This window comes from Nisaea sp., assembly GCF_039990255.1.
In the GTDB taxonomy this organism is placed as follows: domain Bacteria; phylum Pseudomonadota; class Alphaproteobacteria; order Thalassobaculales; family Thalassobaculaceae; genus Nisaea.
Map to the genome: position 1 here is coordinate 880,966 of NZ_JBDXGG010000018.1, position 25,440 is coordinate 906,405.

Annotated in this window: 20 protein-coding genes; 8 read left to right on the forward strand and 12 right to left on the reverse strand. The window is 57.1% G+C overall.

Annotation, left to right across the window (positions count from 1 at the left end; translation table 11 throughout):
* Positions 1-2: 2 nt before the first annotated feature.
* From ABJ076_RS14415 to ABJ076_RS14425, 3 genes are all read right to left on the reverse strand, one after another.
* Entirely contained in the window at positions 3-959 is a 957-nt protein-coding gene (locus ABJ076_RS14415; RefSeq protein WP_348199726.1) for a branched-chain amino acid ABC transporter permease, read from the reverse strand.
* A gap of 25 nt (positions 960-984) precedes the next feature.
* A complete protein-coding gene (locus ABJ076_RS14420; RefSeq protein ID WP_348185902.1) occupies positions 985-1,758 on the reverse strand; it encodes an ABC transporter ATP-binding protein in 774 nt (257 codons plus the stop codon).
* Positions 1,759-1,830: 72 nt separating this feature from the next.
* A complete protein-coding gene (locus ABJ076_RS14425) occupies positions 1,831-3,762 on the reverse strand; it encodes an AMP-binding protein (protein ID WP_348184522.1) in 1,932 nt (643 codons plus the stop codon).
* 449 nt (positions 3,763-4,211) lie between these two features.
* On the opposite strand from ABJ076_RS14425, the gene acnA reads away from it, so the two are divergent.
* Together acnA and ABJ076_RS14435 are read left to right on the forward strand one after the other, a co-directional pair.
* Positions 4,212-6,899, forward strand: a complete 2,688-nt coding sequence (gene acnA / locus ABJ076_RS14430) for an aconitate hydratase AcnA (protein WP_348199727.1) — start codon at positions 4,212-4,214, stop codon at positions 6,897-6,899.
* Between the two features lie 293 nt (positions 6,900-7,192).
* Entirely contained in the window at positions 7,193-7,774 is a 582-nt protein-coding gene (locus tag ABJ076_RS14435; RefSeq protein ID WP_348184526.1) for a hypothetical protein, read from the forward strand.
* 128 nt (positions 7,775-7,902) lie between these two features.
* On the opposite strand, the gene ABJ076_RS14440 is transcribed toward ABJ076_RS14435, so the two are convergent.
* Positions 7,903-8,235, reverse strand: coding sequence for a metalloregulator ArsR/SmtB family transcription factor (locus ABJ076_RS14440; RefSeq protein WP_348184528.1), 333 nt, complete (start codon positions 8,233-8,235; stop codon positions 7,903-7,905).
* A gap of 150 nt (positions 8,236-8,385) precedes the next feature.
* Here ABJ076_RS14440 and ABJ076_RS14445 point away from each other — a divergent pair, with 150 nt between their 5' ends.
* Genes ABJ076_RS14445 through arsH form a run of 3 tightly spaced genes read left to right on the forward strand, consistent with a single transcriptional unit; the run spans position 8,386 to position 10,794 of the window.
* Positions 8,386-9,372, forward strand: a complete 987-nt coding sequence (locus ABJ076_RS14445; RefSeq protein WP_348184529.1) for a threonine/serine dehydratase — start codon at positions 8,386-8,388, stop codon at positions 9,370-9,372.
* On the forward strand, positions 9,372-10,043 hold the full coding sequence (locus ABJ076_RS14450; protein WP_348184531.1) for an MIP/aquaporin family protein: 672 nt from the start codon (positions 9,372-9,374) through the stop codon (positions 10,041-10,043). Before ABJ076_RS14445 ends, ABJ076_RS14450 begins: the two co-directional genes overlap by 1 nt.
* Complete coding sequence (arsH, locus tag ABJ076_RS14455; protein ID WP_348184533.1) at positions 10,018-10,794, forward strand: arsenical resistance protein ArsH; 777 nt, start codon at positions 10,018-10,020, stop codon at positions 10,792-10,794. The genes ABJ076_RS14450 and arsH overlap by 26 nt, the downstream gene beginning before the upstream one ends.
* Before the next feature lie 40 nt (positions 10,795-10,834).
* Here the strand turns inward: arsH and ugpC are convergent, their stop codons facing one another.
* The 7 genes from ugpC to ABJ076_RS14490 form a co-directional block, all read right to left on the reverse strand.
* The gene (gene ugpC / locus ABJ076_RS14460; protein WP_348184535.1) at positions 10,835-11,887 is read right to left on the reverse strand and encodes a sn-glycerol-3-phosphate ABC transporter ATP-binding protein UgpC; all 1,053 of its coding nucleotides are present in this window, start codon (positions 11,885-11,887) and stop codon (positions 10,835-10,837) included.
* A 216-nt stretch (positions 11,888-12,103) separates the two neighbouring features.
* Positions 12,104-13,441, reverse strand: coding sequence for a sugar ABC transporter substrate-binding protein (locus ABJ076_RS14465; RefSeq protein WP_348184537.1), 1,338 nt, complete (start codon positions 13,439-13,441; stop codon positions 12,104-12,106).
* Positions 13,442-13,593: 152 nt separating this feature from the next.
* Positions 13,594-14,487 carry a carbohydrate ABC transporter permease gene (locus tag ABJ076_RS14470; RefSeq protein WP_348184539.1) on the reverse strand — a complete coding sequence of 298 codons (894 nt, stop codon included), beginning with the start codon at positions 14,485-14,487 and terminating at the stop codon, positions 13,594-13,596.
* Entirely contained in the window at positions 14,484-15,425 is a 942-nt protein-coding gene (locus ABJ076_RS14475; protein ID WP_348184541.1) for a sugar ABC transporter permease, read from the reverse strand. The genes ABJ076_RS14470 and ABJ076_RS14475 overlap by 4 nt, the downstream gene beginning before the upstream one ends.
* Positions 15,426-15,971: 546 nt before the next feature.
* Positions 15,972-17,114 (reverse strand): aminotransferase class V-fold PLP-dependent enzyme, encoded by a 1,143-nt coding sequence (locus tag ABJ076_RS14480; RefSeq protein ID WP_348184543.1) that lies wholly within the window; start codon positions 17,112-17,114, stop codon positions 15,972-15,974.
* Positions 17,111-18,913 (reverse strand): adenine deaminase, encoded by a 1,803-nt coding sequence (gene ade, locus ABJ076_RS14485; protein ID WP_348184545.1) that lies wholly within the window; start codon positions 18,911-18,913, stop codon positions 17,111-17,113. Before ade ends, ABJ076_RS14480 begins: the two co-directional genes overlap by 4 nt.
* A gap of 168 nt (positions 18,914-19,081) precedes the next feature.
* On the reverse strand, positions 19,082-20,758 hold the full coding sequence (locus ABJ076_RS14490) for a BCCT family transporter (RefSeq protein ID WP_348184547.1): 1,677 nt from the start codon (positions 20,756-20,758) through the stop codon (positions 19,082-19,084).
* Between the two features lie 402 nt (positions 20,759-21,160).
* Here ABJ076_RS14490 and ABJ076_RS14495 point away from each other — a divergent pair, with 402 nt between their 5' ends.
* From ABJ076_RS14495 to ABJ076_RS14505, 3 genes are all read left to right on the forward strand, one after another.
* On the forward strand, positions 21,161-21,472 hold the full coding sequence (locus ABJ076_RS14495; RefSeq protein WP_348184549.1) for a hypothetical protein: 312 nt from the start codon (positions 21,161-21,163) through the stop codon (positions 21,470-21,472).
* A gap of 445 nt (positions 21,473-21,917) precedes the next feature.
* A complete protein-coding gene (locus tag ABJ076_RS14500; protein ID WP_348184551.1) occupies positions 21,918-22,424 on the forward strand; it encodes a hypothetical protein in 507 nt (168 codons plus the stop codon).
* A 240-nt stretch (positions 22,425-22,664) separates the two neighbouring features.
* Positions 22,665-24,305, forward strand: coding sequence for a hypothetical protein (locus ABJ076_RS14505; protein ID WP_348184553.1), 1,641 nt, complete (start codon positions 22,665-22,667; stop codon positions 24,303-24,305).
* On the opposite strand, the gene ABJ076_RS14510 is transcribed toward ABJ076_RS14505, so the two are convergent.
* Positions 24,302-25,228 carry a winged helix-turn-helix domain-containing protein gene (locus ABJ076_RS14510; RefSeq protein WP_348184555.1) on the reverse strand — a complete coding sequence of 309 codons (927 nt, stop codon included), beginning with the start codon at positions 25,226-25,228 and terminating at the stop codon, positions 24,302-24,304. The two genes, ABJ076_RS14505 and ABJ076_RS14510, sit on opposite strands and share 4 nt — an antisense overlap.
* Positions 25,229-25,440: the final 212 nt, after the last annotated feature.

Here is a 25,440-nt window from a genome sequence, read left to right on the forward strand (position 1 = left end):
ACTTAAACCCTTTCGATGATCTTGTCGCCGAACAGTCCTTGCGGCCTGAACATCAGGAAGGCGAGTGCCAGCATGAAGGCGAACCAGTTTTCCACGGCACCGCCATGGACGCTGTACCAGAAGACTTCGACGACTTTTTCCCCGAGCCCAATAATCAGGCCGCCGATAATGGCGCCGGGGATCGAAGTGAAGCCGCCAAGGATAAGGACGGGCAAGGCCTTCAGCGCGATCAGCGATAGGCTGAACTGCACCCCGGATTTGCTGCCCCACATAATGCCGGCCACCAGCGCGACGATGCCGGCGACGGACCATACGATTACCCAGATCTGCTGCAGCGAAATACCGACGGAGAGGGCGGCTTGGTGATCGTCAGCCACAGCGCGCAAGGCACGACCGATCCGGGTCTTGGTGAAGAATATCGCGAGCACGGCGACGAGCGAGCCGGCGGCGATGGCCGCCGTCACGTCGAGCTGCTCGACATAAACCCCGCCGATATCCCAGATGTCGGTCGGAAGGCCAATATCCAGAACCTTCACGTCGCTGCCCCACATCAGGTCGCCGGCCCCCTCCAGTACGTAGGAGAGGCCCAGTGTAGCCATGAACAGGATGATCAGCTCCTGATTGACCAATGGTCTGAGTACGACTCTTTCAATGATGACGGCGAGAAGGATCATGATCACGACAGTGATGCCCAGCGCGGCAACGACTGTGAGCCATTTGGGCAAGCCGTCGGGCATATATTCCATGATGCCTGTCAGGGTCAGCGCGGCGAACAGCGCCATTACACCCTGGGCAAAGTTGAAAACACCGGATGCCTTGAAGATCAAAACAAAACCAAGGGCAACCAGAGAGTAGAGCACTCCGGCCATCAGGCCCTTGATGACAGTTTCGATGAAGATGAGTGGGTCGAGGTACATGTCCACGAAGGGCTGCACCAGCAATGCATAGATAAATTCCACGTTCGGACTCCCTTGGCGCGCCGTGTCAGTCGTGGCTCACGCCAAGATAGGCGTCGATGACATTTTGATTGGCGCGCACCTCGTCGGGCGTGCCATCTGCGATCTTGCTGCCGTAATCCAGCACAACGACGCGGTCGGAAAGGTCCATGACCACGCCCATGTCGTGTTCGATCAGGATCACGGTGGTCCCGAATTCCTCGTTCACGTCCATGATGAAGCGGGACATGTCCTCCTTTTCCTCGACATTCATGCCGGCCATAGGCTCGTCGAGCAGGAGGATGTCCGGATCCATCGCCAGTGCGCGGCCGAGTTCGACCCGCTTCTGCAACCCGTAAGGCAACCGGCCGACAGGCGTGCGGCGGATCGGCTGGATCTCGAGGAAATCAATGACCCTTTCCACATGCTCCCGGTTTTCCAGCTCTTCCTTCTGGGCCGGGCCGAAATAGAGGCACTGCCAGAAGAAATTGCTTTTCATCTTCAGCAGTCGACCGGTCATCAGGTTGTCCAGCGTGCTCATGCCGCGGAACAGGGCAATATTCTGGAAGGTCCGGGCGATGCCGTTGGACGCCGCGTAATACGGGTCCATCGACGGGAAAGTCTTGCCGGCGAACTTGATCTGTCCGGAGCGCGGTTTGTAAAAACCGTTCAGGACATTCAGCATCGAGGATTTGCCAGCCCCGTTCGGCCCGATGATGGCGCGAATCTCGCCTTTGCGGACATCGAAACTCACGTCGTTGATAGCGGTCACGCCGCCAAATTTCACGACGATGTTCTCTACGGCGAGGACTGGGCCGCCGATGGTCCGTGTATCGACGGTCCCGGAGGTCTCGGCCGTCCCGCCGGACTCGATTACCTGTGCTTCTGCCACGGCTCAGCCTGCCTTTTTCATTGCCGGCGCTGCGGCGCCGTCGACTTGCTCGATTTGCATGGACGCCTGGATATTGCCTTTGCGGCCATCCTCGAACGTTACCTCGGAATTCATCTCCGCCCGGTCGCCATCGCCGTAGAGCGCTTTGATGATCGGTCCATACCGGTCTGAAACGACGCTGCGGCGAACCTTTCGGGTGCGCGTCAGCTCGCCGTCATCCGCATCCAGCTCCTTGTAGAGAAGCAGGAATTTTCGGATTTTTTGGGTGTCCGGCAGGCTTTCGTTCACATGGGCGATTTCGCCGCGGATCAGCTCATAGATCTCCGGCCGGTCCGAGAGATTGGTGTAGGAGGTGAAGGGGATACGGGCTTTCTCTGCCCATTTCGAGACGATCGAGAAACGGACACAGATAATAGCCGTCAAATAATCCTGACCGGCGCCGAGAATCACCGCCTCGCCGATATATGGTGAAAACTTAAGTTTGTTTTCGATGTATTGCGGCGAGAATTTTGTGCCGGTGCGGGTCTGGGCGATGTCCTTCACCCGGTCGATCACTGTCAGGCGACCCTTGGCATCGAAGAAACCAGCATCGCCGGTATGCATCCAGCCGTCCTTCATGTCTTCCTTGGTGGCTTCCTCGTTCTTGTGAAAACCGCGGAACATGTTCGGGTGCCGGGTGATGATTTCGCCGACGCCGTCTGTGTCGGCATCGATGATCTTCACCTCGCAGCCTTCGAACGGAATGCCAACCGTGTCGACGTCAATTTCCTTGCCATCCTGCAGGGTGTAGGCGCCGAGCAGTTCGGTCTGGCCGTATAGCTGCTTCAATGGCACGCCCATGGCGAGGAACAGCTTGAAAGTATCGGGACCCATAGCGGCCCCGCCGGTGGCGGCGGAGCGCACATTGGCAAAACCGAGCCGGTCGCGCAGGGCGCTAAACAGGGCAACATCGGCGAGCCAGGACTTGCCACCCTTGTCGAGTGCGTCGCGTCCCAGTTCGACACCCTTGTCGAAGATCCACTGGGTCAGTGGTCCTGCATCCATCACACGTGCGCGCATGTCGGCGGCGATCTGCTCCAGCACCCGGGGGGCAAGCAGCAGGAAGGTCGGGCCGATCTCGCGCATATCGTTCATTGCGGTTTCCTCGTTCTCCGGGAAACTCACCTTCATGCGGGAATTGAGGCCGAAGCCGACGGTATAGACCTGCTCCATGATCCAGGGCATTGGCAGCACGGATACATATTCGTCCGTTGCATCCTTCGGGTCATGTTTCAAATATAGCTGGGTGTGGCGGACGAAATTGCCGTGCGGTAGCTCAGCGAGCTTGGGGTTAGACGTCGTACCCGAGGTGGTGCAGAGAATGGCGACATCTTCGCCGGTCACGGCATCGACCATCTGGTCGAACAATTCCGGCGACGCGGTATGGATCTCAGCGCCGCGGGCGACCAGGTCGTCGAAGCTGACGATGCGCGGATCATCGAATTTACGCATACCACGAGGGTTGGAGTAGATGATTTTCTCTATCGTTCCGGCGCGGTCACCGAGATTAAGGAACTTGTCGACCTGCTCCTGATCCTCGGCATAGGTCATTCGGGCTGCACTGTAGCCGGTGAGATAGGCGATCTCGTCTTCCAGCACGTCGCGATAAAAGCCGATGGTCATCGCGCCGACTGACTGGGCCGCGAGCTCGGCGCAGATCCAGTCGACATTGTTATCGCCGATGATCGAGAAGACGTCGCCCTTTACCAGCCCGGCCTCGTTCAGGGCCAGCGCGAGGTTGCGAACCCGTTCCAGGTAATCGGCCCAGGTGAACTCGGTCCAGACACCGAAATCCTTCTCGCGGAGCGCTACGTCATTGGGAAACCGTTCCGCATTGTAGCGGAGGAGCTTCGGCAACGTGTCGTAAACCGAAGCGTCCGGGTATTCGTACGCCATGTTCCGTCCCTAATACACGGACCAAAACCGGGCAGGCGCAGACGAAGTTCGGCTATCGAAAAAGCCACGGTTAGACTCGTGGATCTGTGCCGCGAGCCTTTCCTCCCTGTCTGCCCTGGCCCTTGACCTCCACGTTTGCCGCAGATGATCAGCTTCGGACCTTTGTTATTTTCAGGGCCCGACGACATTGCGACAGGCTCCATATCTGTGCCGATTTTTGGATGCACTCGTTCCAACGTCAACAAGATAATTTCAATAGGGGCATTTTGCGGAACTGAATTTCGCAAATTCACCGAACCAACGCATGCACTGGGTGCTGGCACTCGTCGGTGGAATTTCCTATAAATAGTATGCGCAGTCAGGAGCGCTCTCCTCCCGCGCCACAAAGAATCATGGAAAAGACCGGGCCGAGGCGCTCCTCGGGCGGCCACCATCACAAATCATAGGAGATGATAGTGACTGTTGGCCAAGACAGCCTGAACACCCGACGTACTCTTAAAACGTCCGGTAAAAATTACGATTATTACAGCCTTGAAGCCATGGCGGATGCCGGGTTTCCTGAGATTCGCAAGCTTCCGCACTCGTTGAAAGTGCTGCTGGAAAACCTGCTGCGTTACGAAGACGGGCGCACTGTAACCTTGGACGACGTCAAGGCGCTGTCCGAGTGGGTGAAAAGCAAGAAATCTTCCCGCGAAATAGCCTATCGCCCGGCCCGGGTCCTGATGCAGGACTTTACCGGTGTGCCGGCCGTGGTTGATCTCGCCGCCATGCGCGATGCGATGACCGAGCTCGGCGGCGATCCGGAAAAAATCAATCCGCTGTCGCCGGTCGACCTTGTTATCGATCATTCGGTCATGGTGGATGCCTTTGGCGGCGCCGACTCGTTCAAGAGGAACGTCGATCTGGAGTTCGAACGGAACGGCGAGCGATACGAGTTCCTGCGCTGGGGCTCCAAGGCCTTCCGCAACTTCCGCGTTGTCCCGCCCGGAACCGGCATTTGCCACCAGGTCAACCTGGAGCATCTGGCTCAGACAGTCTGGACCAAGGACGAGGACGGCAAGATGATTGCCTATCCTGACACGCTGGTCGGCACGGACAGCCACACCACGATGGTGAATGGTATGGCGGTGCTTGGTTGGGGCGTCGGCGGTATCGAGGCGGAAGCCGCCATGCTTGGCCAGCCGGTTTCCATGCTGATCCCCGAGGTTGTCGGCTTCGAGCTGACCGGCAAATTGCCAGAAGGCGCGACAGCGACCGATCTTGTGCTGATCGTCGTGCAGATGCTCCGCAAGAAGGGCGTGGTCGGCAAGTTTGTCGAATTCCACGGCTCTGGCCTTAGCCATCTTAGCCTGGCGGACCGGGCAACCATCGCCAACATGGCCCCGGAATATGGAGCCACCTGCGGCTATTTCCCGATCGACGACGAGACCCTCGGCTACCTCAGGCTGACCGGCCGCGAAGATGACCGGGTTGTGCTGGTCGAAGAGTATGCAAAGGCCCAGGGCATGTGGCGCGATGACAGTCAGGAAATGGTCTTCACAGATACCCTGTCTCTCGATCTCGACACTGTGGTGCCGTCGATTGCCGGACCGAAACGTCCGCAGGACCGTGTTCTGCTGACCGACGCGGCGCCGGAATTCGCCAAGGCTCTCAAGGATCTCGCCGGCGGTGTCGCGCCGCGCTCGATCCCGGTCGAGGGGCATGACTACAATTTGGATGATGGCGACGTGGTGATTGCCGCCATCACCTCCTGCACCAACACGTCCAACCCATCGGTGATGATTGCCGCCGGCCTCGTCGCCCGGAACGCGGCGGCCAAAGGTCTAACGGTGAAGCCGTGGGTGAAGACCTCGCTCGCTCCGGGTTCCCAGGTCGTCACCGATTATCTGGAAAAGGCCAATCTGCAGGTCGAGCTCGATAAGCTCGGCTTCAACCTGGTCGGCTACGGCTGCACCACCTGCATCGGCAATTCGGGGCCGCTTGAGCCTCACATCGCGGAAGCGGTGGAGAAGGGCGACCTGGTCGTCACATCCGTCCTGTCCGGCAACCGGAATTTCGAGGGTCGGGTCAATCCGCACGTCAAGGCGAACTATCTCGCCTCGCCGCCGCTGGTCGTTGCATATGCCATTGCCGGTAACATGAACGTTGACCTTTACAGGGACGCGCTCGGCGAGGACCCGGACGGCAATCCGGTCTACCTCAAGGATATCTGGCCGACAAACAAGGAGATCAGCGACCTCCTGGAGGCAGATCTCAGCCGCGAGATGTTCCAGAACCGTTATGCCAACGTGTTCGAAGGCACCAAGGAATGGCAGGCGGTGCAGACCACCGGCAGCCTGACCTACAACTGGAACGACGGCTCGACCTACGTCCAGAACCCGCCTTACTTCAAGGGGATGGCGAAGGAACCGGGCGCGCTGACCGACATCACCGGCGCGCGCGAGCTTGCCATCCTCGGGGACTCGATCACCACCGACCATATCTCTCCGGCCGGCTCCATCAAGTCGGATGGCCCGGCGGGCGACTATCTGCGCGAACGGCAGGTCCGCCCGGTGGACTTCAACGCCTACGGCGCACGGCGCGGCAATCATGAGATCATGATGCGCGGCACCTTCGCCAATATCCGGTTGAAGAACGAGATGGTCGAGGGCGTGAGCGGTGGCTACACCGTGCATCATCCTTCCGGCGAGCAGATGGCGATCTACGACGCGTCCATGCGCTACGAGAAGGAAGGCGTGCCTCTGGTCGTCATCGGCGGCAAGGAATACGGCACCGGCTCCAGCCGCGACTGGGCTGCGAAAGGCACCCGTCTTCTCGGCGTTAAGGCCGTGATCGTCGAGAGCTTCGAGCGTATTCACCGCTCCAACCTCGTCGGCATGGGCGTGCTGCCGCTTCAGTTCAAGGATGGCGAGAACCGAGAAACGCTGGGCCTTAAGGGCACGGAAAAGTTCGATATCACGTGCATTGCCGATGGCATCACACCGCGCATGGACGTGCCCTGCAAGATCACCTACGCGGATGGCTCGACCAGGGATGTGACCCTGCTCTGCCGCATCGATACCGCGGACGAGGTGGATTACTACCGTCACGGCGGCATCCTGCAGTTCGTGCTGCGGAATATCGCAAAGGCGGCTTGAGACTCCGGGGTGATATCCAAAACCTGATACTGAAACGCTCGGCTTCGGCCGGGCGTTTTCTTAGGGCGAAAGGGAGAGCTGAAGTGGCAAACCGTGTCCTGAAGCCAGTTCTTCCTGCAGTCCTCCTCGCTTGTTCGCTTACGGTCTTCCTCCCTCTATCCGGTGCTTCAGGCGAGACGCTATCTCGGCCGCAAAACATCAACGGATTCCCGTATTGGCAGCCTCGTTTCGCGGAGTTCGCATCACAAGACCCGTCACCGCCCGGCCTTTCTGATCATCCGCATCTAACGCGGTTGACCCCATCCGATTGTAGTCGGCTGCTGGATCTGCTTGCCGGCGACGTGGCAGACTTCCGTGCCAGCATGTTGGCGTGGGATCATTTCCTTTTGCAGCCCTGCCTGCTGCACGTTCTGCAAAAGACGGCTCGCCCGGCGCCTGTCGGTGGTATCAACATGACTGATCCGGTCCCGGACATCGTGGAACGGCTCGATATCGGCTCCTTCCGCTGGTCGCTCGGTCCAGCCCTGCCGGACGGACAGGGGGCGGTCACGCTCCGCTATTTTTTCGGTGCGCCGGGGACGAATCCGGATGCCGTCTTGACCCGACGCCAGGACAGCTTTGAATATCTCTCCCGCTATGAAGGCAAGGAATCCTGGTTCCGGAAACTCTCCCTGCTGGCGGCGGCCGATTGGACTGGTGATGGGAAAGGCGAATTGCTTGTCTCCTGGGAGGACGACAATCTCGGCCGTGGTACCTACAACACCATCAGCCTGCTGTTGCTCGGCGCCGAGAGCAGCGACACGCCGATCACTGCTATGCATGTCGAGGACTGGCTGTTTAAGGGTCGGGAAGCTGTGCTTCGGATGCTGAAGTAAGTGCGGGCAGGGGAGGGATATTCAGTACCGTCTCTCTGAAGCGTCCTTGGATCGAGACTACTCACTTCCACCTTTATTGTTCTCGGTTTTCATTCCCTCCGTTTCAGAATCGGAGGGTGGTGTTCACCCTATTTCTGGAGCTTGAGTAAAGTGAGTATTTCGGAGCAGTTCTCGACTTTGCCGCCGCAGCAATCCGCGATCAGGAAACTCACCAGATCGTTCACGGCGGTGAGGTTGGCGGCATAGTGAATCTCTCTCTGGTGTCGGCTAGACGTCAGAACGCCGGCGCGCTTGAGGATCGCAAGGTGCCCAGACAGTGTTGACGGTATGGTGCCGAGCCGGCGTGATATTTCCAGCGCTGGCAGTCCGCCGGGCCCGACCTGAACCAGCAAGCGGAAGGCTGCAATCCGTGTTGGCTGAGCGAGTGCCGCGAAGGCATCGATGGCGTGTTCCTGATCCATGCTTCGGTAATAGCCAAAGTATCGAACCTTGACTAGACCCGTGGCGCCGACTTACCCATAGTCAATTCGGTACTTGCCGAAATACGAGGTTTCGGAAAACCTGACCGTCTGTCTCGGGATCCGGACGTTGACTGATTGTGAGAAACCAATTTGCGCCTGACCCATCCCGTTTCACTTGAGACTGTTCGCGCGGCTGCGCCCGCCCTCCGGGGCATTGTCAGCCGGACTCCGCTTCTCGAAAACGCGGACGTCAATGCGATGCTCGGTGGCAGGCTGTTGCTGAAGGCGGAGAATCTACAAAGGACCGGCGCGTTCAAGATCCGGGGCGCCTATTGGCGCATTCTGCATATGAGCGCGGAAGAGAGGGCGAGGGGCGCGGTGACCTATTCGTCGGGCAACCATGCGCTTGGCGTGGCTCGGGCGGCGAAATTGCTGGGGTCGTCCGCTGTGATCGTGATGCCTGCTGACGCGCCCGCAGCGAAGATGGCGGCCGTGCGAGCGCTTGGGGCGGAGATTGTGCCCTTTGACCGGGATAGCCAAAGTAGCGCCGATGTGGTCCGCCGCATTGAAGAAGATAGTGGACGGATCGAGGTTCCGCCGAGCGCGCATGCTTTGGTGCTGGCTGGCGCTGGAACGGCTGCCCTCGAAATGGTGCAACAGGCCGAGGAGCTTGAGGCACGGCTTGACGCAGTGTTGGTGCCCTGTGGCGGTGGCGGGCTTACAGCGTCGACCGCGATCGTGATGACTGAGGCCTCACCGGGCACGGAGGTTTATGCCGTCGAACCTGAACTCTTCGATGATACCCGGAGGTCTCTTGCGGCGGGCGAGCGTGTCGGCAATCCCAAGGGACAGCGGACGATCTGCGACGCCATCATGACGCCGATCCCGAACGAGGTGACCTTTCCGATCAACCTTGACCTGCTCGCGGGAGGGTTGGTCGCCAGCGATTCTGAGGTGCGCGCGGCAATGCGTTTCGCCTTTGAATATTTCAAGATCGTTGTCGAGCCGGGAGCGGCGGTGGGGCTCGCAGCAATCCTCAGCGGTCGTATCGGCATTTCCGGCCGAACCGTCGCCACCGTAATCACCGGTGGTAACATTGACGTCGGCCGCTTCCACAGTTTACTGGAGACCGAGTGATGACCCTTGACCGTCGCCTGATGGCTGAGTGGCTTGGAACGTTTTCGCTTTTGGCCACGGTGGTCGGCTCCGGCATCATGGCGGAGCGCCTGGCTGGCGGGAATGTGGCGGTCGCGCTGCTCGGCAACACCATTCCGACCGGTGCTATCCTGGTCGTACTGATTACCGTGTTCGGGCCGATATCCGGGGCGCATTTCAACCCGGCTGTGACGCTCTGTTTTACGCTGCGGCGAGAGATTGATCGGCGCGATGCGGCGCTCTATGTGGTGGTGCAGGTGATCGGCGGGATTTGCGGCGTGCTTGCTGCCCATTTTATGTTCGAGCATCCGCTGATCGATCCCTCGATGAAAGCGCGTACGGGGGCAGGGCAGTGGGCCGGGGAGTTCGTCGCTACCTTCGGCCTGGTCGGGACCATCCTGGCGTGCCTGAAGGCGCGTCCGGCGGCGGTGCCAATGGCGGTTGGTCTCTATATCACGGCGGCGTACTGGTTCACCTCGTCCACATCCTTTGCCAATCCGGCCGTGACCATCGCGCGCGGGTTTTCCGATACCTTTGCGGGGATTGCTCCGGCGGACGTTGGTGCCTTCATAGGGGTGCAGCTGGTCTCGGCATTCCTGGCGACATATTTCTTCCGCTGGCTTTTGGATGAGACCGGAGAAAAAGGTGACTGACACACCGAACCTCGATGAAGTGCAGTTCCGGGCAATTGACCCGGAACGGCTGTTTACCGCTGAGCGGGCTATGCACGCGCCGCGTATCCTGCTGCTCTATGGCTCCCTGCGCGACCGTTCCTTCAGCCGCCTGATGACGGAGGAAGCGGCCCGGATACTGACACGTTTCGGGGCGGAAACACGGAGTTTCAATCCGAGCGGCCTTCCGCTGCCGGACGACGCCGACGCGGATCATCCCAAGGTGAAGGAACTACGGGATCTCGTCTCATGGAGCGAGGGCATGGTCTGGTGCTCACCGGAGCGGCACGGTTCAATGACCGGGATCATCAAGGCACAGATCGACTGGATTCCGCTGTCTCTGGGCGCGGTTCGTCCCACTCAGGGCAAGACACTCGCCGTCATGCAGGTAAACGGCGGCTCTCAGAGCTTCAACGCGGTCAATCAGCTTCGCATTCTTGGACGCTGGATGCGGATGCTGACGATCCCGAATCAGGCCTCGACCCCGAAGGCTTTTCTCGAGTTCGACGACAGCGACCGGATGTTGCCGTCGTCCTTCTACGACCGGATGGTCGACGTGATGGAGGAACTGGTGAAATTCACCCTGCTGACACGGGATCGCTCGGATTATCTCGTCGATCGCTACAGTGAGCGGAAAGAAACCGGCGAGGACCTGATCAACCGGGTTAACCAGAAAGAGGCTCCCACTTCGACTACATCCACAAGCTCAGCGAATCTGGCGGATGAGTTGTAGAATCGAGATATGATCGTTCGGGAGCGGGCGTTGGGTGACGTCAGAGCCGCTCGCCATTTTCACTGTTGAAAAGATGTGCCGAATCCGGGGCCGGTCGGAGGCGGATTTCGTCTCCGGGGTGCAGGTCATGCCTTTCGCGGACGACAGCCAGAACCTGTCTGCCACCGAGACCGACCACGATCTGGGTTTCGGATCCCGTCGGCTCGACGACCGAGACGATGCCAGGCATCCCTGTAGGATCGATCGTCAGATGTTCCGGCCGGATGCCGTATGTTGCCGATACGCCCTCGTGCGCTGACATGGTAGCGTGCAGGGGGAGCCTGTGACCTTCGGTGGTCAGGAAAGATCCGCTCTCGATCCTGCCGTCGAAGAAATTCATAGCAGGAGAGCCTATGAAGCCGGCGACAAACCGGTTTGCCGGCCGGTCGTAAAGCTCCAGGGGCGCGCCCATCTGCATCACCACGCCGTCCTGCATCACCACAATCACATCGGCCATGGTCATGGCCTCGATCTGGTCATGCGTTACATAAACTGTGGTGGTCTGGAGCCGCTGATGTAATGCCTTGATCTCCGTGCGCATCTGTACGCGTAGCTTGGCGTCTAGGTTAGACAGAGGCTCGTCAAACAGGAAGACAGAGGCGTCTCGGACAATTGCGCGTCCCATCGCTACGCGTTGCCGTTGACCGCCGGAAAGTGCGCGCGGATATCTGTGCAGCAGATCCGTCAGGCCCAGGATTTGAGCGGCTTCCCGCACACGTTCCTCGACCTGATCGCGCTTCTGTTTACGCAAGCGCAGGGAGAAGGCCATGTTCTCCTTGACTGTAAGATGCGGGTATAGCGCGTAATTCTGGAACACCATGGCGATGTCACGGTCTTTTGGCGGCACGTCGTTGACCACTTTGTCGCCGATAAGGATTTCACCAGCGCTGATGTCTTCCAGACCGGCGATCATTCGTAGCAGTGTCGATTTTCCGCACCCCGAGGGGCCAACCAAAACCACGAACGCACTGTCCGGGATGTCAAAGTCGATCCCGAAGATCACTGGATCGGTCGTGTATGCCTTCCACACGTCTTTGATGCGGATCGATGCCATGTCAGTTCCTTCTTAACATTCCCAACGTTTCCGGACTTTCTTGGGTTCCGGACTGGAGGGCCTTCTGGAGGTATGCGGGATATCGGTAAGTGCGGCGCGTGCCGGCCGGAATTGCTGCTCGCAGACTCCGGAAAAATGCGCCGGGAGCGCGTGAGCATCGAACAGGATACAGACCGGCCCACGGCAGGGGCCGGTCTGCGCCGTTTACGCATGCATTTATTTCTGTGCCATTTCCTTGCGGGCCTGGTCCACACGCTCGGTCAGAAGCTTTGCGGCTTCGGCAATTGCAACGGCCGGGTCCGCATTCTCATAGGCGATTTTCTGGATCGCACGGGCATAGAGATTGGAGTTCCAGACCACACTGGTGAAGGGATTGACCACACCGGTTGCCTGCAACGCGCATGTCCCGGTATCCAGCCCGCCAGCATGCAGTATTTCGCTATAGCCATGTACGGCAGCCGGATAGACCTGATCGAACAGCAGATCACCGAAGGCTGCTATCGTCGGGGCGTCCGATTTGCGCAATGCATCCATTGCCGCACCGGTCGCCGGCGGATATAGCAGCGGCCCCATTCCGGTCAGCTTGGCCGCATTTTCCGGCGTGAAGACATACTCGATCCATTTCTTGCCGGTATCGAGCGTCGGGGAGTTGGCGAACAGGGCCACATAGCGTCCGCCGGTCTGGGTCGCTGTCATCTTGTTCGATGTCACCGGGGCAACTGCGACGTTCTTCACCATGTCGGGGTTCTGGCGCATCATCAGGTCGAGAACATGCCAGTGAATAACCATTGCTGCTCGGCCGGACCAGAAGGACTCCGGCGGCTCGTTGAACGACCAAGCAGCGGCGTCGGGTGCCGAGTACTTGAGCAGATCAGCATAATGTGCGGCAGCTTCGACAGCTTTGGGATCATCGAGGATCACTTTCAGGTCGCCGTCGAAGAAGTCATGGCAGTTCTGCCACAGCATCGTGCCGGCCATGATCGTGGTCATCCGGTTCTCACCGCCCGCGAGCGCAATTCCGATCACGTCGTCAGAATGCAACGCCTTTGCAGCGGCCTTGACCTCTGCCCAGGTAGTCGGCGGCGCGATTCCGGCAGCCTTGAACAGGTCCTTGCGATAGAATAGCTGTGGTGAGGTCGCGGCCTGGTTGATCGCATAGACATGGTCGTTCACGATCAGAAGCCGATTGTTGAGAAAGGCCTCGCGTCCGCCCAGGGCGTCGACGACGTCATCGAGCGGGGCCAGAAGCCCCTCGACCGCGAGCCTCGCCGCTGTGCCGGGATCGGAGTGGACGACATCCAGCGGGGCGCCCGCCTGCACATAGGTGGCGATCCGCTGGTTGATCACCCCGGCCGGGGCGCTTTCCAGAATGACGTCGGAACCCGGATTTTCCTCCAGGAACCCTTTCACCCATTCGCGTTGTATGCGGACTACAGCCGGGTCTGTTTCCTGGCTGAGGTAGCGCACGACATTAATACCTTGCGCGCTCGCTCCCCCGGCCATCATGCTCAGGCCGATCAGGGCTGTTGCGCCGATCATTGATCGCAGTTTCATTCCAGTACCTCCCTATTGATATCGGCCGGATTTTTTTGCGATCGTCTGGCGATCGTTCTTTACCCATTGAGTTGCGTGCCACTCCGACCACTGCACACGCTGGGTTTGTTCGCTCTCTTCACTGTCCCGTTCTGATTAATCTGCTGTTTCGCTCATCCCTTGACCGCGCCTGCTCCAAGGCCTGAGACGATGTGTCGTGCGGCGAAGGCAAACAGGAACAGGACGGGGACGGTGGCCAGGACACCGGCTGCATTGACCAGCCCCCATGAATAGACCGAGGTTTCCAGGATCAGTGATGCAATGCCGAGAGACACGGTGCGTTTTGCCTCGTCGCTTATCAGGACCAGCGAATAGAGCAGCTCGTTCCACACCACCACGAAGGTGAAGATGAAAGATGCGACAATGCCCGGCCATGCCTGGGGAACGATGACTTTGCGGAACGCCTGGAATCTGGTGCAGCCGTCGATCATGGCTGCTTCTTCCAGTGCGCGCGGAATGGCCTCGATATAGGGCCGCAGGATCCATAACGAGAACGGCAAGGTGATGGTGAGGTATGTGATTGCCAGCGCTGGCAGGCTGTTCAGCAGGTCGAGTTTGTACCAGATGCGGAAAAAGGGCAGCGCGAGCAGGATCGGCGGCAGCATGTAGATGAACAGCACGCCGAACGTAAAGGCGCGGGCCGCGATGAATTCGAAACGGGTCACCGAATAGACAGTGACGAGGCTGATCGCCACGCCGGCAACGCAGGAGATCCCCGCCACCAGGAATGTGTTGAGGAAATAGCGCGGGAAACTGGTGAAGTCCCAAAGCTCCCGGTAATGCTCGAATGTCGGCGTTTGGGTCAGCAACGTCGGTGGCCGCTTGAACAGCTCCACATTCGGCTTGAAGCTCGACGCCAGCATCCAGAACAACGGCAACAGGACAATCATCAGCACAGCGATTGCGCAGAGTGTCAGAAGAATTTTCTCGAACCGCTTCTTTGCTGCAGCCCGGCGTGACCGGTCGCTGACTACGAGTTTCGGGACTTCCCGCGTGCGTTGCGTCATTTGAATTGCTCCTGCGTGCGCTCATAGAGCCGCCAGTAGATCAGTGACATGATCAGCAGGACGAAGAAGACGATGACAGCCAGTGCCGCTCCGCGTCCGAGGCTGAATTCACCGAAGACGAAACGGTAGATATAGAGTGGCAATGTCTCTGTACGCCCGATCGGCCCGCCCTGGGTGAGCAGGAAAACAACCTCGAAATTGTTGAAGTTCCAGATCGTACGGAGCATGCCGACGACGAGCATGATCGGGATCAGCGACGGCAAAGTGATCTTGCAGAATTTCTGCCATGCCGTCGCCCCGTCGACCGAGGCAGCCTCATAGAGTTGCTGATCGATGGTTTGCAACTGGGCCAGGAAGACAATCACCATGAACGGGAAGTTCTTCCATGAATTCACCAGGATCACCCCGGCCATCGACCAGTCGAGCGAGCCGAACGGAGATGCAGGCATGGGCAAGCTCAGGGCGCGCACCCAATAATTCAGGATTCCCGTTGCATCGGAGAACATGAACTTCCAAGTCATTGCAGCCACGACATATGGCACCAGGTAGGAAAACAGCATCACTCCCCGGATCGGGGCGCGCATGGGGAATTCCTTGCTGAGCAGAATGGCGATTGGCAGGCCGAGCGCCATTTGCAGCGCCAGACTGCCAAAGGTGAAGACGAAGGTGTTCTTCACCGAGCGGGTGAAGCCCTCATGGCCAATAACCGCTTCGAAATTTGCCAACCCGTTGAATGAGGCTTCCTGGCTGTAGAGGCTCTGCTGCTGGAACGCGAGCTGGATGACCTGAAGGATCGGGTAGGCGGTCAGCCCGATGACGAGCACCACCAGCGGAACCAGCAGAAGGAGTCCGATCTGCCTGTCCCGTGACATTGGTTTACGGCGGCCGACCATTTGCGGCATGGCGGCGCGTGCGGCGTCTGCCCGTGTTGGAGCCAATTGATAACCCCTCCCGTATTCGGTCCTTCCGGCATCCCGGTGGACCTTCTTGGTTTTCAGGCGAGTGTGCCTGTCTTCTGTCGGGTATTTGCGGATATGGCGGATTTTTTATCCGGTGCTTCCGGGCTGAAACGTGGGTTCTTCTCATTCAAATCTGAACATCACATATATTATGATCATACCAGTTGATCAAGACTGTCAATCGTCGTGCACAGTTTTTCTGAGAAAAATCAAAAATTAATCACGGAAAAGAATAAAAATTTACGGCTAATACAATTATAAGAAATATTTTTGGACGTTTCCGGCCCGAATATCAGCCCTAGTGACCGCGTGGTCGGGGGCGCGCTTGGCTCTCGGCTTGAAGGCGGACCGAGGCGTGACGGATTCATACCGAAAGGCAGGTGAGTCCGGCGTCACGTCGCGACAGGTGCCGACCTTTGCCGGCACCACGCTGCCGATCTGATTCGGAAGGGCATCCCGCAAGAACTGAAAAAGGAGCTGACACCCTATTGAGCGGCGGGAAACTGGGCGAACTTGATCCGTTGGCTATTTATGGCCGCTGGTCACGAGATTTTCGATCTGCTCGGCAAAACCGTCGATCTCGGACTCCGAATTATAATAGTGAGGCGAGACGCGGAGGTTTCCGTGCCGGGCGCTGACATAGAACCGCCGCGCTTTCAGGGATTGGACCACCGCATCTGTATCCAGCGCGCTGTGGCGGAACGTCAGAATTCCCGAACGGCGCCCAGTCTCCCAAGGGCTGTCGATGACGCAGCCGAGACCGCGCAAACGGTCCGCCAGGCGATCTGTCAGGCTTAGGATCCTTTCGGAGATCTGCTGCAGGCCGAATTCCTCTATTTCTCTCAGGCGCTCGTATAATCCGAATAGTCCGGCGGAATTCTCGGTTCCGGGTTCAAACCGTTCCGCAGTGTGTAGGAGTTCCAGCTCTCTCCGGAAAGCGAAGGGCTCCTCAACGCTGAGCCAGCCGACCTGTGTGACCTCGGTCCGCTCCAGCAATCTCCCGGACATGGCCATGAAGCCCACACCAAGGGGGCCGAGCATCCATTTGTGAGCACTGACCACCAGCGCGTCGATAGCATGCTCTGACAGGTCCGCTCTGAAAGCCCCCACGCCTTGCGTTCCGTCCGCGACCAGGAAGGAGCCGTTCCGGTGGACAACATCGGCGATTGCGGCGAGGTCCGGACGGTAGCCATTGTAATACTGCACGGCACTGAGAGCGACGATTCTGGTGCGCGCGTCGAGCGCTTTCGAGATCACCTCGGGTGTGATCCGTCCGTCCGGCACCTCGACTGTCCGGCACTCGACACCAAGGCTTTCCAGCCGCTTCCAGACCAGAAAATTCGAGGGAAAATCCATGGCCGGAACGACGACATTGTCGCCCGGTTGCCACGGCTGACCGTTGGCGATCAGTGACAGTCCGTGCGAGGTGTTCTGGATGAAGGCGACATTTCCGGGGGATGTGCCGACCAGTCTGCCGATGGCTTCCCGAAGCCGCGCGTAGGTCTCTGTAAAATGCGGCCTGGTGCTCATGATGTGGTTGGACTGCATAGAGGTCTGCCGGAGCATGGCCGCCTGCACACGGAGCGAGATGGGGGAGACCGCCGCGTGATCCAGATAGATGGAATGTTCCGTTACTGGGAACTGGGCGCGTAGATCCGGGAGGCTCATGCGCCGCCCTCAATCAACTCTGTCAACTCGAACTTCGTTACGTCCACCAGCCCGAGATCGCTGATCCGCAGCTCCGGGATCACAACGAGTGCGAGTAGGGAGTGCTGCATGTAGGCGTTGTTCAGCGTGCAACCGCATTCCGCCATAGCGGCGACCATGCGGTCCGCCTTGGCCGCGACATCGATTGCCGGGAGGTCGGACATCAGGCCGGCGATGGGCAGCTCGACCAGCGCGATCTCTACCCCGTCCTTCCAGACTGTGATGCCGCCGCCGACGTCGCCCAGACGGTTCGCGGCCAGCGCCATCATTTCCCGGTCGGTGCCGACGACGATCATGTGGTGGCTGTCATGGGCGACGGTGGAGGCCATGGCCATCCGCCCCGTATAACCGAAGCCGGAGACAAAGCCGTTCACCACGCCGCCGGTGGCCCGGTGCCGCTCGACAAGCGCGATCTGGCAGGTATCGCCTTCTCCTTCAACCACACCCTCCACGACCGGCAGCTCGGCGGTGAGCGCCTTGGTTGGCGCCTGGTTCTCGACCACACCGATCACTTTCGCGGTGACCGCGTTCGCGCCTTCGGGGGCAGGGACCGCGAAATCCGCTGCCGCCAGCACCTTGCCCAGATGCACCGTATTACGGGCCGAGTCCGGCCAGTCGTAATGTGGGCACTCCACGGTGATCTTGCCGTCGACGGCGACGGTCTGCCCGCGCGCGATGACGTGTTCTATCGGCAGCGTGGTCAGGTCCGAGGTCAGGATCATGTCGGCCCGGCGGCCGGGGGCGATTGAGCCCAGCTCCCGCTCCAGCCCGAAATGGCTGGCGGTATTGATCGTCGCCATCTGCAGCGCCACCAGCGGATCGCAGCCGCAGGCGATGGCATGGCGGACGACGCGGTTCATGTGGCCGTCATTCACCAGCGTGCCGGAATGGCAATCGTCGGTGCAGAGGATGAAATTGCGCGGATCCAGGCCGCGCTCGGTCACCGCCGTGATCTGGCTTTCGACGTCGTACCAGGCCGAACCCAGCCGCATCATCGAGCGCATGCCGTTCCGCACCCTTGCAAGCGCGTCCGCCTCCTCGGTGCCCTCGTGATCGTCGGCGGGACCGCCCGCCGCATAGGCACTGAAGGCGATGCCCTTGTCAGGGGAGGCGTAATGCCCGCCGACGGTTTTTCCCGCCCGCATGGTCGCCGCGATCTCCGCCAGCATCTGCGGATCGCCGTTGATCACGCCGGGAAAGTTCATCATCTCGCCCAGCCCGATGATCCCCGGCCAGGACATGGCCTCTGCCACATCCTCGGCGCCGATCTCGAAACCCGTTGTCTCCAGCCCCGGCGCGGAGGGCGCGCAGGAGGGCATCTGGGTGAAGATATTGACCGGCTGCATCAGCGCCTCGTCATGCATCATCCGGACGCCTGCAAGGCCGAGCACGTTGGCGATCTCGTGCGGGTCGGTGAACATGGTCGTGGTGCCGTGCGGAATGACGGCGGCGGCGAACTCGGCGGGGGTCAGCATGCCGGACTCGATATGCATATGCGCGTCGCACAGCCCCGGAATGAGATAGCGCCCACCGCCCTCGATCATCCGCGTCTCCTGGCCGATGCAGTGCGCCGCGTCCGGCCCAATATAGGCGACCCGTCCCTCGGCCACGGCGACTTGCCAGTCCAGCACCTCGCGGCTGTGCACATTGACCAGCCGCACGTTGCGGATGACGAGATCCGCCGCCTCTCGCCCGGCGGCAACAGCAACAAGACGCGGTGCGGCCTCGGGCCAGCTCTTGAGCGGAATGGTGGTCGTCATGGGCTGTGCCTCCGGAAATACAGTATGGCGCCGAAGCGCCTTGTTCTTATTTATGGTGCAGCGGCTGGGGATGCAAATCCCGAGGGCGCGCAAATACAAAACGGGCGGAACCTGTTGGCTCCGCCCGCTCTGCCGTCCCGTATGTGGACGTATGTTTCTACCGGACGCCTAGGCGCGCAACTCGCCCGCGAGGGAGGTTCCGTCCGGAGCCGCTCTTGCAGGTGCTGCCGCAACCGCAGACGGATCCTCGCGCAGGGACTTCATGATCCCGTAGGCCATCATCAGCATGATGACGGAGATCGGCAAAGCCGCCGCGATGGAGGCGGTCTGCAAGGCCTTCAGGCCGCCGGCCAGGAGCAGGGCGGCGGCAACGACACCTTCACCCATGCCCCAGACGATACGGAAGCGCTGCGGCGGGTTGTCGTCTCCCATGGACAGCATGGTCGTGATCACCAGCGTGCCGGAGTCGGACGAGGTGATGAACCATGTCGCCAACAGGAACGTCGCCAGAGCGGACACGCCCCACTGGAGAGCCCCGATGTCGGTCATGCGCTCGATCGTGCCGTAGAGTGCGGACGGCAGGTTCCAGTTCATCACCGTCTCGGCAATGCCGGCCGTGCCGACACCACCCGCAGCGTTAAGCTCCAGATACATGGCATTGCCGCCGAACATGCACAGCCAGAAGAAGGCGATCGTGGTCGGCACGAACAGCACGCCGACCATGAATTCCCGGATCGTCCGGCCGCGACTGATGCGGGCGATGAACATGCCGACGAACGGTGCCCATGAAATCCACCAGCCCCAATAGAAGATCGTCCAGCCGCCCTGCCAGGCGGAATGCTCTTCGGTCCCGGCGGTCCAGAAGCCCATGGGAATCACGTTCCACAGGTAATCCCCGATCGAGGTGACGAAGAAGCCCATCAGCCACTGTGTCGGCCCCGCGAACAGGAAGAACGCCAGGAGCGCGATTGAGAGCCAGATGTTCCATTCGGAGATGATCCGGATGCCGTTCCCGACGCCGGAAACAGCGGACAGGGTTGCGATCACGGAAATCACGGCGATCAGGATGATCTGCGTGGTGATCCCCGGATCGGTGCCGAACAGCACGTTCAGCCCTGTCGCCATCTGGTTGACGCCGAGCCCGAGCGAGGTGGCAACCCCGAAGACCGTGCCAAAAACGGCGAGCAGGTCCACGGCATGGCCAACCGGCCCGTATATCCGGTCACCTAGGATGGGATAGAGGGCGGAACGAAGTGTCAGCGGCAGTTTCTTGCGGAAGCCGAAATAGGCGAGACACAGCCCGATCATCACGTAGATCGCCCAGCCGTGGAAACCCCAGTGGAAATAGGTGACCCGCATGGCATGCACCGCGCGTTCCATTCCCATTGCCGTCGCGCCCGCCACATCGGCATGGGGGTTGTTCGGATAGCCGAAGCCGCCGGAATTATCGAAATAGAAGATCGGCTCGGCGACTCCGAAGAACAGGATACCGATGCCGACACCGGCCGAGAACAGCATGGCGAACCATGAGAAATTGCTGAATTCCGGCCGCGAATCGTCGTCGCCCAGTCTGATCTCGCCATAGCGCGAGCACATCAGATAGAAGCAGACGAACATCATGATCATGGCGACCAGAATGTAGTACCAGCTCAACGAGCTCTCGATCCAGCCGCGGATCGACGAATAGATCGAATTCGCGAAATCCACGTTGAGGATCGTGAAGACGACAAAACTGAGCACCATGGCCTTGGCCGCGATGCCCATGCCGGCATGAAGTCCCTTCATCGGGCCGGTGTCGGCGACCTGCCCGGGTTCGTTAGGGCCGGTTTGGTTAGGGGATGACATTCATTTTTCCTCCCTGTTATCTCGGTTCCCGATTGGCAGTCTTCGTTCTTATCTCTGATTTTCGGGCGCTGCCGGCGCGGAGATACGGGTCCGAATGTGGCGGCATGGACAAGACGCGAGACGCCCCTCCATTTCCGCAAGAACCAAAGGGTATAGAATTCAGCCATATATGAAAAGCCGGGGCCGGGATGTCAGAGGAGACATGGACGGTGGCATGAGGCAGCGCGGGGCCGCGCGTGCGGGTGCCCTGTGCCGCGACGCTGCGAGCCGAACGCGCAGCCGAATGGCGCCGGAACAAGGGCGTTAGGCGGACTCCGCAACTGCCGACGCGCCCGCGCCCGCATGTCCCGTTACCGCACATGCACGGCCGCTCGGCGATCCTGCTGGCCGGACAACGGCGCGATGTCCCTCGGTGTCCTGGAAGCCCCCGACTCGGCCAGCCTGTCGATCCCCATGGTCGGCATGAACGCCATGCCGGAAGCCATCACGGCAATCCGCGCGGGCCGGATGCTCGCCACAGTCAGCTTCGACGCCCCGGCACTGGTCTGCACCGCGCTGATGGCGGCGCTGCGGATACTGGAGGGGGAGGCGGTGCCGGAGGTGATCACGCTTCCGGTGGAGGTCATCGGGCGGGAGAATTGCGCGGAATGGTGCCCTTACGAGGAGCGTCCGTTGCCGGAGTGGGAGAGTGGTGAGGGGCTAGGGCAATTTTGAGTGGGAGAGACGAAGAGGTAAATCAAGGAATGTGCGCCCCTAATTCCATGCAGCAATCCTTGACAATGGAATGACTAATTTGAGGGGGCGGGATATCAACTATCAAAGCAAGACGCCCGGAGTCAGATACCTTGTGCGATTTATTATCTACCGTTGGTCACGATTAAGAAACTGAGCAATTCAAATCTGGGCAATGCAATTTTGCAATTTTTCGTTACAAATTAGGTTAATTTCTATTAAATAGGGTGAAAATAGGGTGTTAAATTTGCGCTGGTTGTAGATTACTCCCCTAAGCTTTCGATCTGTTCGCATTTTGATGCACAAATGGTGCGGGCAAGATTTTGATGGAAAAAGAAAATGTAAGATTGGAGATCGGAGCGATATTTTCTGATCACAGTTTTCGTAAGTCGACAGGTGTATGGGAAAAATTCATTGGAATGAAGAGATGGATGAGGTGTTTCGAATCGCGTTGATAGGGAAAAGTGGCTCAGGAAAGTCTGCTGTGGCCGAAATATTAAGTCAAAAATTCGACGTTCCAATTATTAAAACTGGTGCTGTATGCAGAAAAGTTTCAAAAATATTGTTCGGAAATGAGGATAAAAGATCAACGCAGATGTTGGATGATGCTTTAACTCAAATTGACGGGAGCATATTTCTCAAGTCAGCACTTAGAGGTGTAACTGATATGGATGGGTATATTATCGATTCTATTAGATTTTCATCTGATCTATCTCTTGCTAAATATAATGGGTGCAAAATATTACGGATTTTGGCTCAAGATTCTATTCGAGTGCAGAGGTTACAAGAACGTGGACAGGTGTTTTCTCTAGAGAGTGATGGAAATCATAGGTCTGAGGTTGAACTCGATGGTGTTTCTGTAGATAACGAAATCGTAAACGAGAACTCTATTGCCCATTTGAAATGCTCTATTGTTTCAATGTATTATAGGTGATAAGTGCGTCGAGACATATTTTTACATTTTCTGAATAGAGATACGAGGGAAATATTTGGTGTATACGATATGCTGGATGAGAGGCATTCTGGCTTACTTAAGAGGGCACTAAACGCAGCAGTAATATTGTGCGAGGATCAGTGCATAGTGCCCCCAGGATTCATTGTAGAGGATCAATACGCGTTCGATCTCGCAATTGCTCAATCGGCGTATCTTGCCGATGGGATCCTCAGGTTTCCTATGCGTGAGAGTAGCTTAGCTGAGTTTGCCGATAAAAAGCGGATTGGTTATGAGCCAATGCGTGATAGATATTCCGGGCTGTTTGATAATACACGAATTGGTTTTCTTCGAGATAACGCAACAGGAATAATTAATAGGAAAACGCATATTACAGAAAATATAATAAAAGAATGGCAAGAAGGACCGGAAATCGGGAAAAATATTTGGGGCCCGGTTAAAAAGTTGCTGACCCCTTCTGATGTTGATCGGATATCGCAAAAGCCACTTGAATTATATGAAGATGGAGTCGCTCTCACATGGGCAGCTATCCAACCAGTATTGCCTCGAGAGGCTTCGGTTGCGAATGCTCAATTAAGAGATGTTCTTCAGCATGTATATTTTGGGCAATATTGCCGAGAATTTGGGCTTGTTGGCCTTGTGAGCATACCAAATATTACAAGAGATTTTCGAATTCCGACCGATAAAGCTTATGATTACAGGGTGTTGAGGTCGTTTTTGGATGTCTTTTATTTATCAGATTTGCTTTTGGATGGATCAGCAGACCTAATTTTAGAGTTTCGTCGGCGGTCTGGGTTTATCAGTTTTATTGATGCTTATGTTGGTGCGGCTAGGAAGCTTGTCAAACTATCTAAAAATGAACTTGAGATAAAATATTATGCGGACCGAGCGCGACGCGCGACGAAATATGAGTGGAATACGGTTCCTCGCCTCAAAGGAAACTTGTTTGACCTATCCCCAGTTCAAATATTCGAGATGGATCACGCGTTTCAAGAGGCCGCTGATGTAATTTCAGCACATCTCGACTTAGAGAGACGGGCAGCTGATTTCGGTGAAAAAGACAAGGGAAGTGAAAAACAAAATGGAAAAATTGCAGTGATGTCGAGAAGCAGATCGCAGTTAGTTATATTTGTTGCATTGGAAGAAGAATTGAAAGTTCTAGTTGATTCGTGGGGGTTAACTAGATATTCCGATGAGATTGCAGCATCCGGTTTAGTTGGAGAAACTCCCGTAGAAATAATATGCCCACTTAACATGGGAAGAGTATCTGCAGGAATTGCAGTTACAGATTACTTGGCTAAAAGATCTGAAGATATCCCAAAACTTATAATGATTGTTGGCATAGCCGGGGGATTTGAAGAAAACGAAAGCAAGGTCGGTCACATAGTCTGTGTGACAGATTGTGTGGATCTTGGGATCCGGAAAGTTCGCGATGTTGAGGACGGAGGCACTTCTCATAATTTCCGGCGAAAAGATTACCGAATGGCAACGGTTTTCCAGAGAACATTAAACGCATTTAACCGTGATGAATGGGCCATAGAGGCTTGTAGTCTTGGTTGGGATGATGATCGTCGACCGGCAATTCGCTTTGGAGCAATGGCAAGCGCCGATGAAGTGGTTTCGAGTGATGACTGGCGAAATCAGATGCTAAAAGCGGCAGAAAAACTCTTGGGTGTTGAAATGGAAGCTGGCGGCGTGTGTGCCGCTGCTGAAGTATATAATGTTAAATTCGCTATGCTTCGTGCTATTTCAGATCTTGCAGACCCAGCAAAAGCAGATGACAAATGGCGCCGATTAGGTGTAGCTACTATAGCCAACTTAATCGAGAAATTACCGCTAAAATATATGTTGAGTAAATTTTAAATCGGCGATATTGCTTGTTGGTCCTCAATGTTTTCGGCAATCCGGGCGGACCATCTTCCTAGTCGGCTTGTGTCGTTAATTCTCGGAGGAAATGTTGCCCACTCCATCGTCTCGAGATCATCAATTGTTTCAATAAGCTCTGGGAAACCAGCACTTTGAAACGATATGATTGCCAGTAGATCATCGGATCCCGGTGGGCCAGCTGTTTCATAAAAAGTGACTGGGAAGGACCAGCGAGAACTCTCTTCCAAAATATTAATTGCGGTCTCAGATAATGAAAATTGTTGAGTTAGCGTTCTAATTGCAGCCTCTGTTAGACCAAAACTATCATTGGAGAAAAGAGACCTGTCTTCTTTCCGAACGATTCCTTCAAAACCGAATGAAAGTCTTTTAAAAATACTTTCATCAGTTGGTGTGTGGGTTTTATTCAGAGCAACGCGACGTCCGTCGAATATAATGATTAAAAACTGAAGAGAAATAGTGTCTGGTTCTAGTTTTAAATCACTCAATCGCCGATATTTCCATTTAATTGAAACTAGGTCTTTTAGATTAACTTGGGTTGTTCCGGTTTTTTGTAATGAAAAAACATCATTCCTTAAAAAGGTGAGAACATCAAACCGGCCTAACTGTTCTGACCTTAGTGGTGCGATGTATTCTTGCGTATGGTGTGCAGTCGATGATTGTTTGTCCAACAAAGAACGCAGATAAAAGAGACCTGGGCCGGTTCGGAAAAATTTACTATTTTTCTTATATTTTAAAATATCGGTTGAAAGTCTGGCCTGCAGCGTTTTGTGCTGCGTCTTCCCATATAGGTCGTTTGGAACAATTTGCATCTGATAGGCAGCTTTTAGCATTTCCCGGGCGCACAGTGGCTGCCTTGCTTCAGAAAGTACCTTGTGTGCGATCTCGAGATAGGAATCCATTAATCTTTTATCTCTTAAGTTTATGCGCAAGATCGTACGGACCAGATTGCTGATTGACAAGCAGACTTGCTGAGTTTTGGCCTAACTAACCAGATTGATGCCGCTTTCATTAGGGGCTCTTGCCGCCAAACTCGCTCTACTTATTTTAGCAGAAAGCGCTGGAAGTATGAATTTTATACGAGTTTTCAATCTGTTGAGACCCTCGTTTCGGA

Bases quoted from the DNA above. Each gene is read 5' to 3' on its own strand.
- ABJ076_RS14425 (WP_348184522.1), bottom strand. From the start codon at position 3,762: ATGGCGTACGAATACCCGGACGCTTCGGTTTACGACACGTTGCCGAAG.
- acnA (WP_348199727.1), top strand. From the start codon at position 4,212: ATGATAGTGACTGTTGGCCAAGACAGCCTGAACACCCGACGTACTCTT.
- ABJ076_RS14440 (WP_348184528.1), bottom strand. From the start codon at position 8,235: ATGGATCAGGAACACGCCATCGATGCCTTCGCGGCACTCGCTCAGCCA.
- ABJ076_RS14450 (WP_348184531.1), top strand. From the start codon at position 9,372: ATGACCCTTGACCGTCGCCTGATGGCTGAGTGGCTTGGAACGTTTTCG.
- arsH (WP_348184533.1), top strand. From the start codon at position 10,018: ATGAGACCGGAGAAAAAGGTGACTGACACACCGAACCTCGATGAAGTG.
- ugpC (WP_348184535.1), bottom strand. From the start codon at position 11,887: ATGGCATCGATCCGCATCAAAGACGTGTGGAAGGCATACACGACCGAT.
- ABJ076_RS14465 (WP_348184537.1), bottom strand. From the start codon at position 13,441: ATGAAACTGCGATCAATGATCGGCGCAACAGCCCTGATCGGCCTGAGC.
- ABJ076_RS14470 (WP_348184539.1), bottom strand. From the start codon at position 14,487: ATGACGCAACGCACGCGGGAAGTCCCGAAACTCGTAGTCAGCGACCGG.
- ABJ076_RS14480 (WP_348184543.1), bottom strand. From the start codon at position 17,114: ATGAGCCTCCCGGATCTACGCGCCCAGTTCCCAGTAACGGAACATTCC.
- ade (WP_348184545.1), bottom strand. From the start codon at position 18,913: ATGACGACCACCATTCCGCTCAAGAGCTGGCCCGAGGCCGCACCGCGT.
- ABJ076_RS14490 (WP_348184547.1), bottom strand. From the start codon at position 20,758: ATGTCATCCCCTAACCAAACCGGCCCTAACGAACCCGGGCAGGTCGCC.
- ABJ076_RS14495 (WP_348184549.1), top strand. From the start codon at position 21,161: ATGTCCCTCGGTGTCCTGGAAGCCCCCGACTCGGCCAGCCTGTCGATC.
- ABJ076_RS14500 (WP_348184551.1), top strand. From the start codon at position 21,918: ATGGATGAGGTGTTTCGAATCGCGTTGATAGGGAAAAGTGGCTCAGGA.
- ABJ076_RS14505 (WP_348184553.1), top strand. From the start codon at position 22,665: ATGCGTGAGAGTAGCTTAGCTGAGTTTGCCGATAAAAAGCGGATTGGT.
- ABJ076_RS14510 (WP_348184555.1), bottom strand. From the start codon at position 25,228: ATGGATTCCTATCTCGAGATCGCACACAAGGTACTTTCTGAAGCAAGG.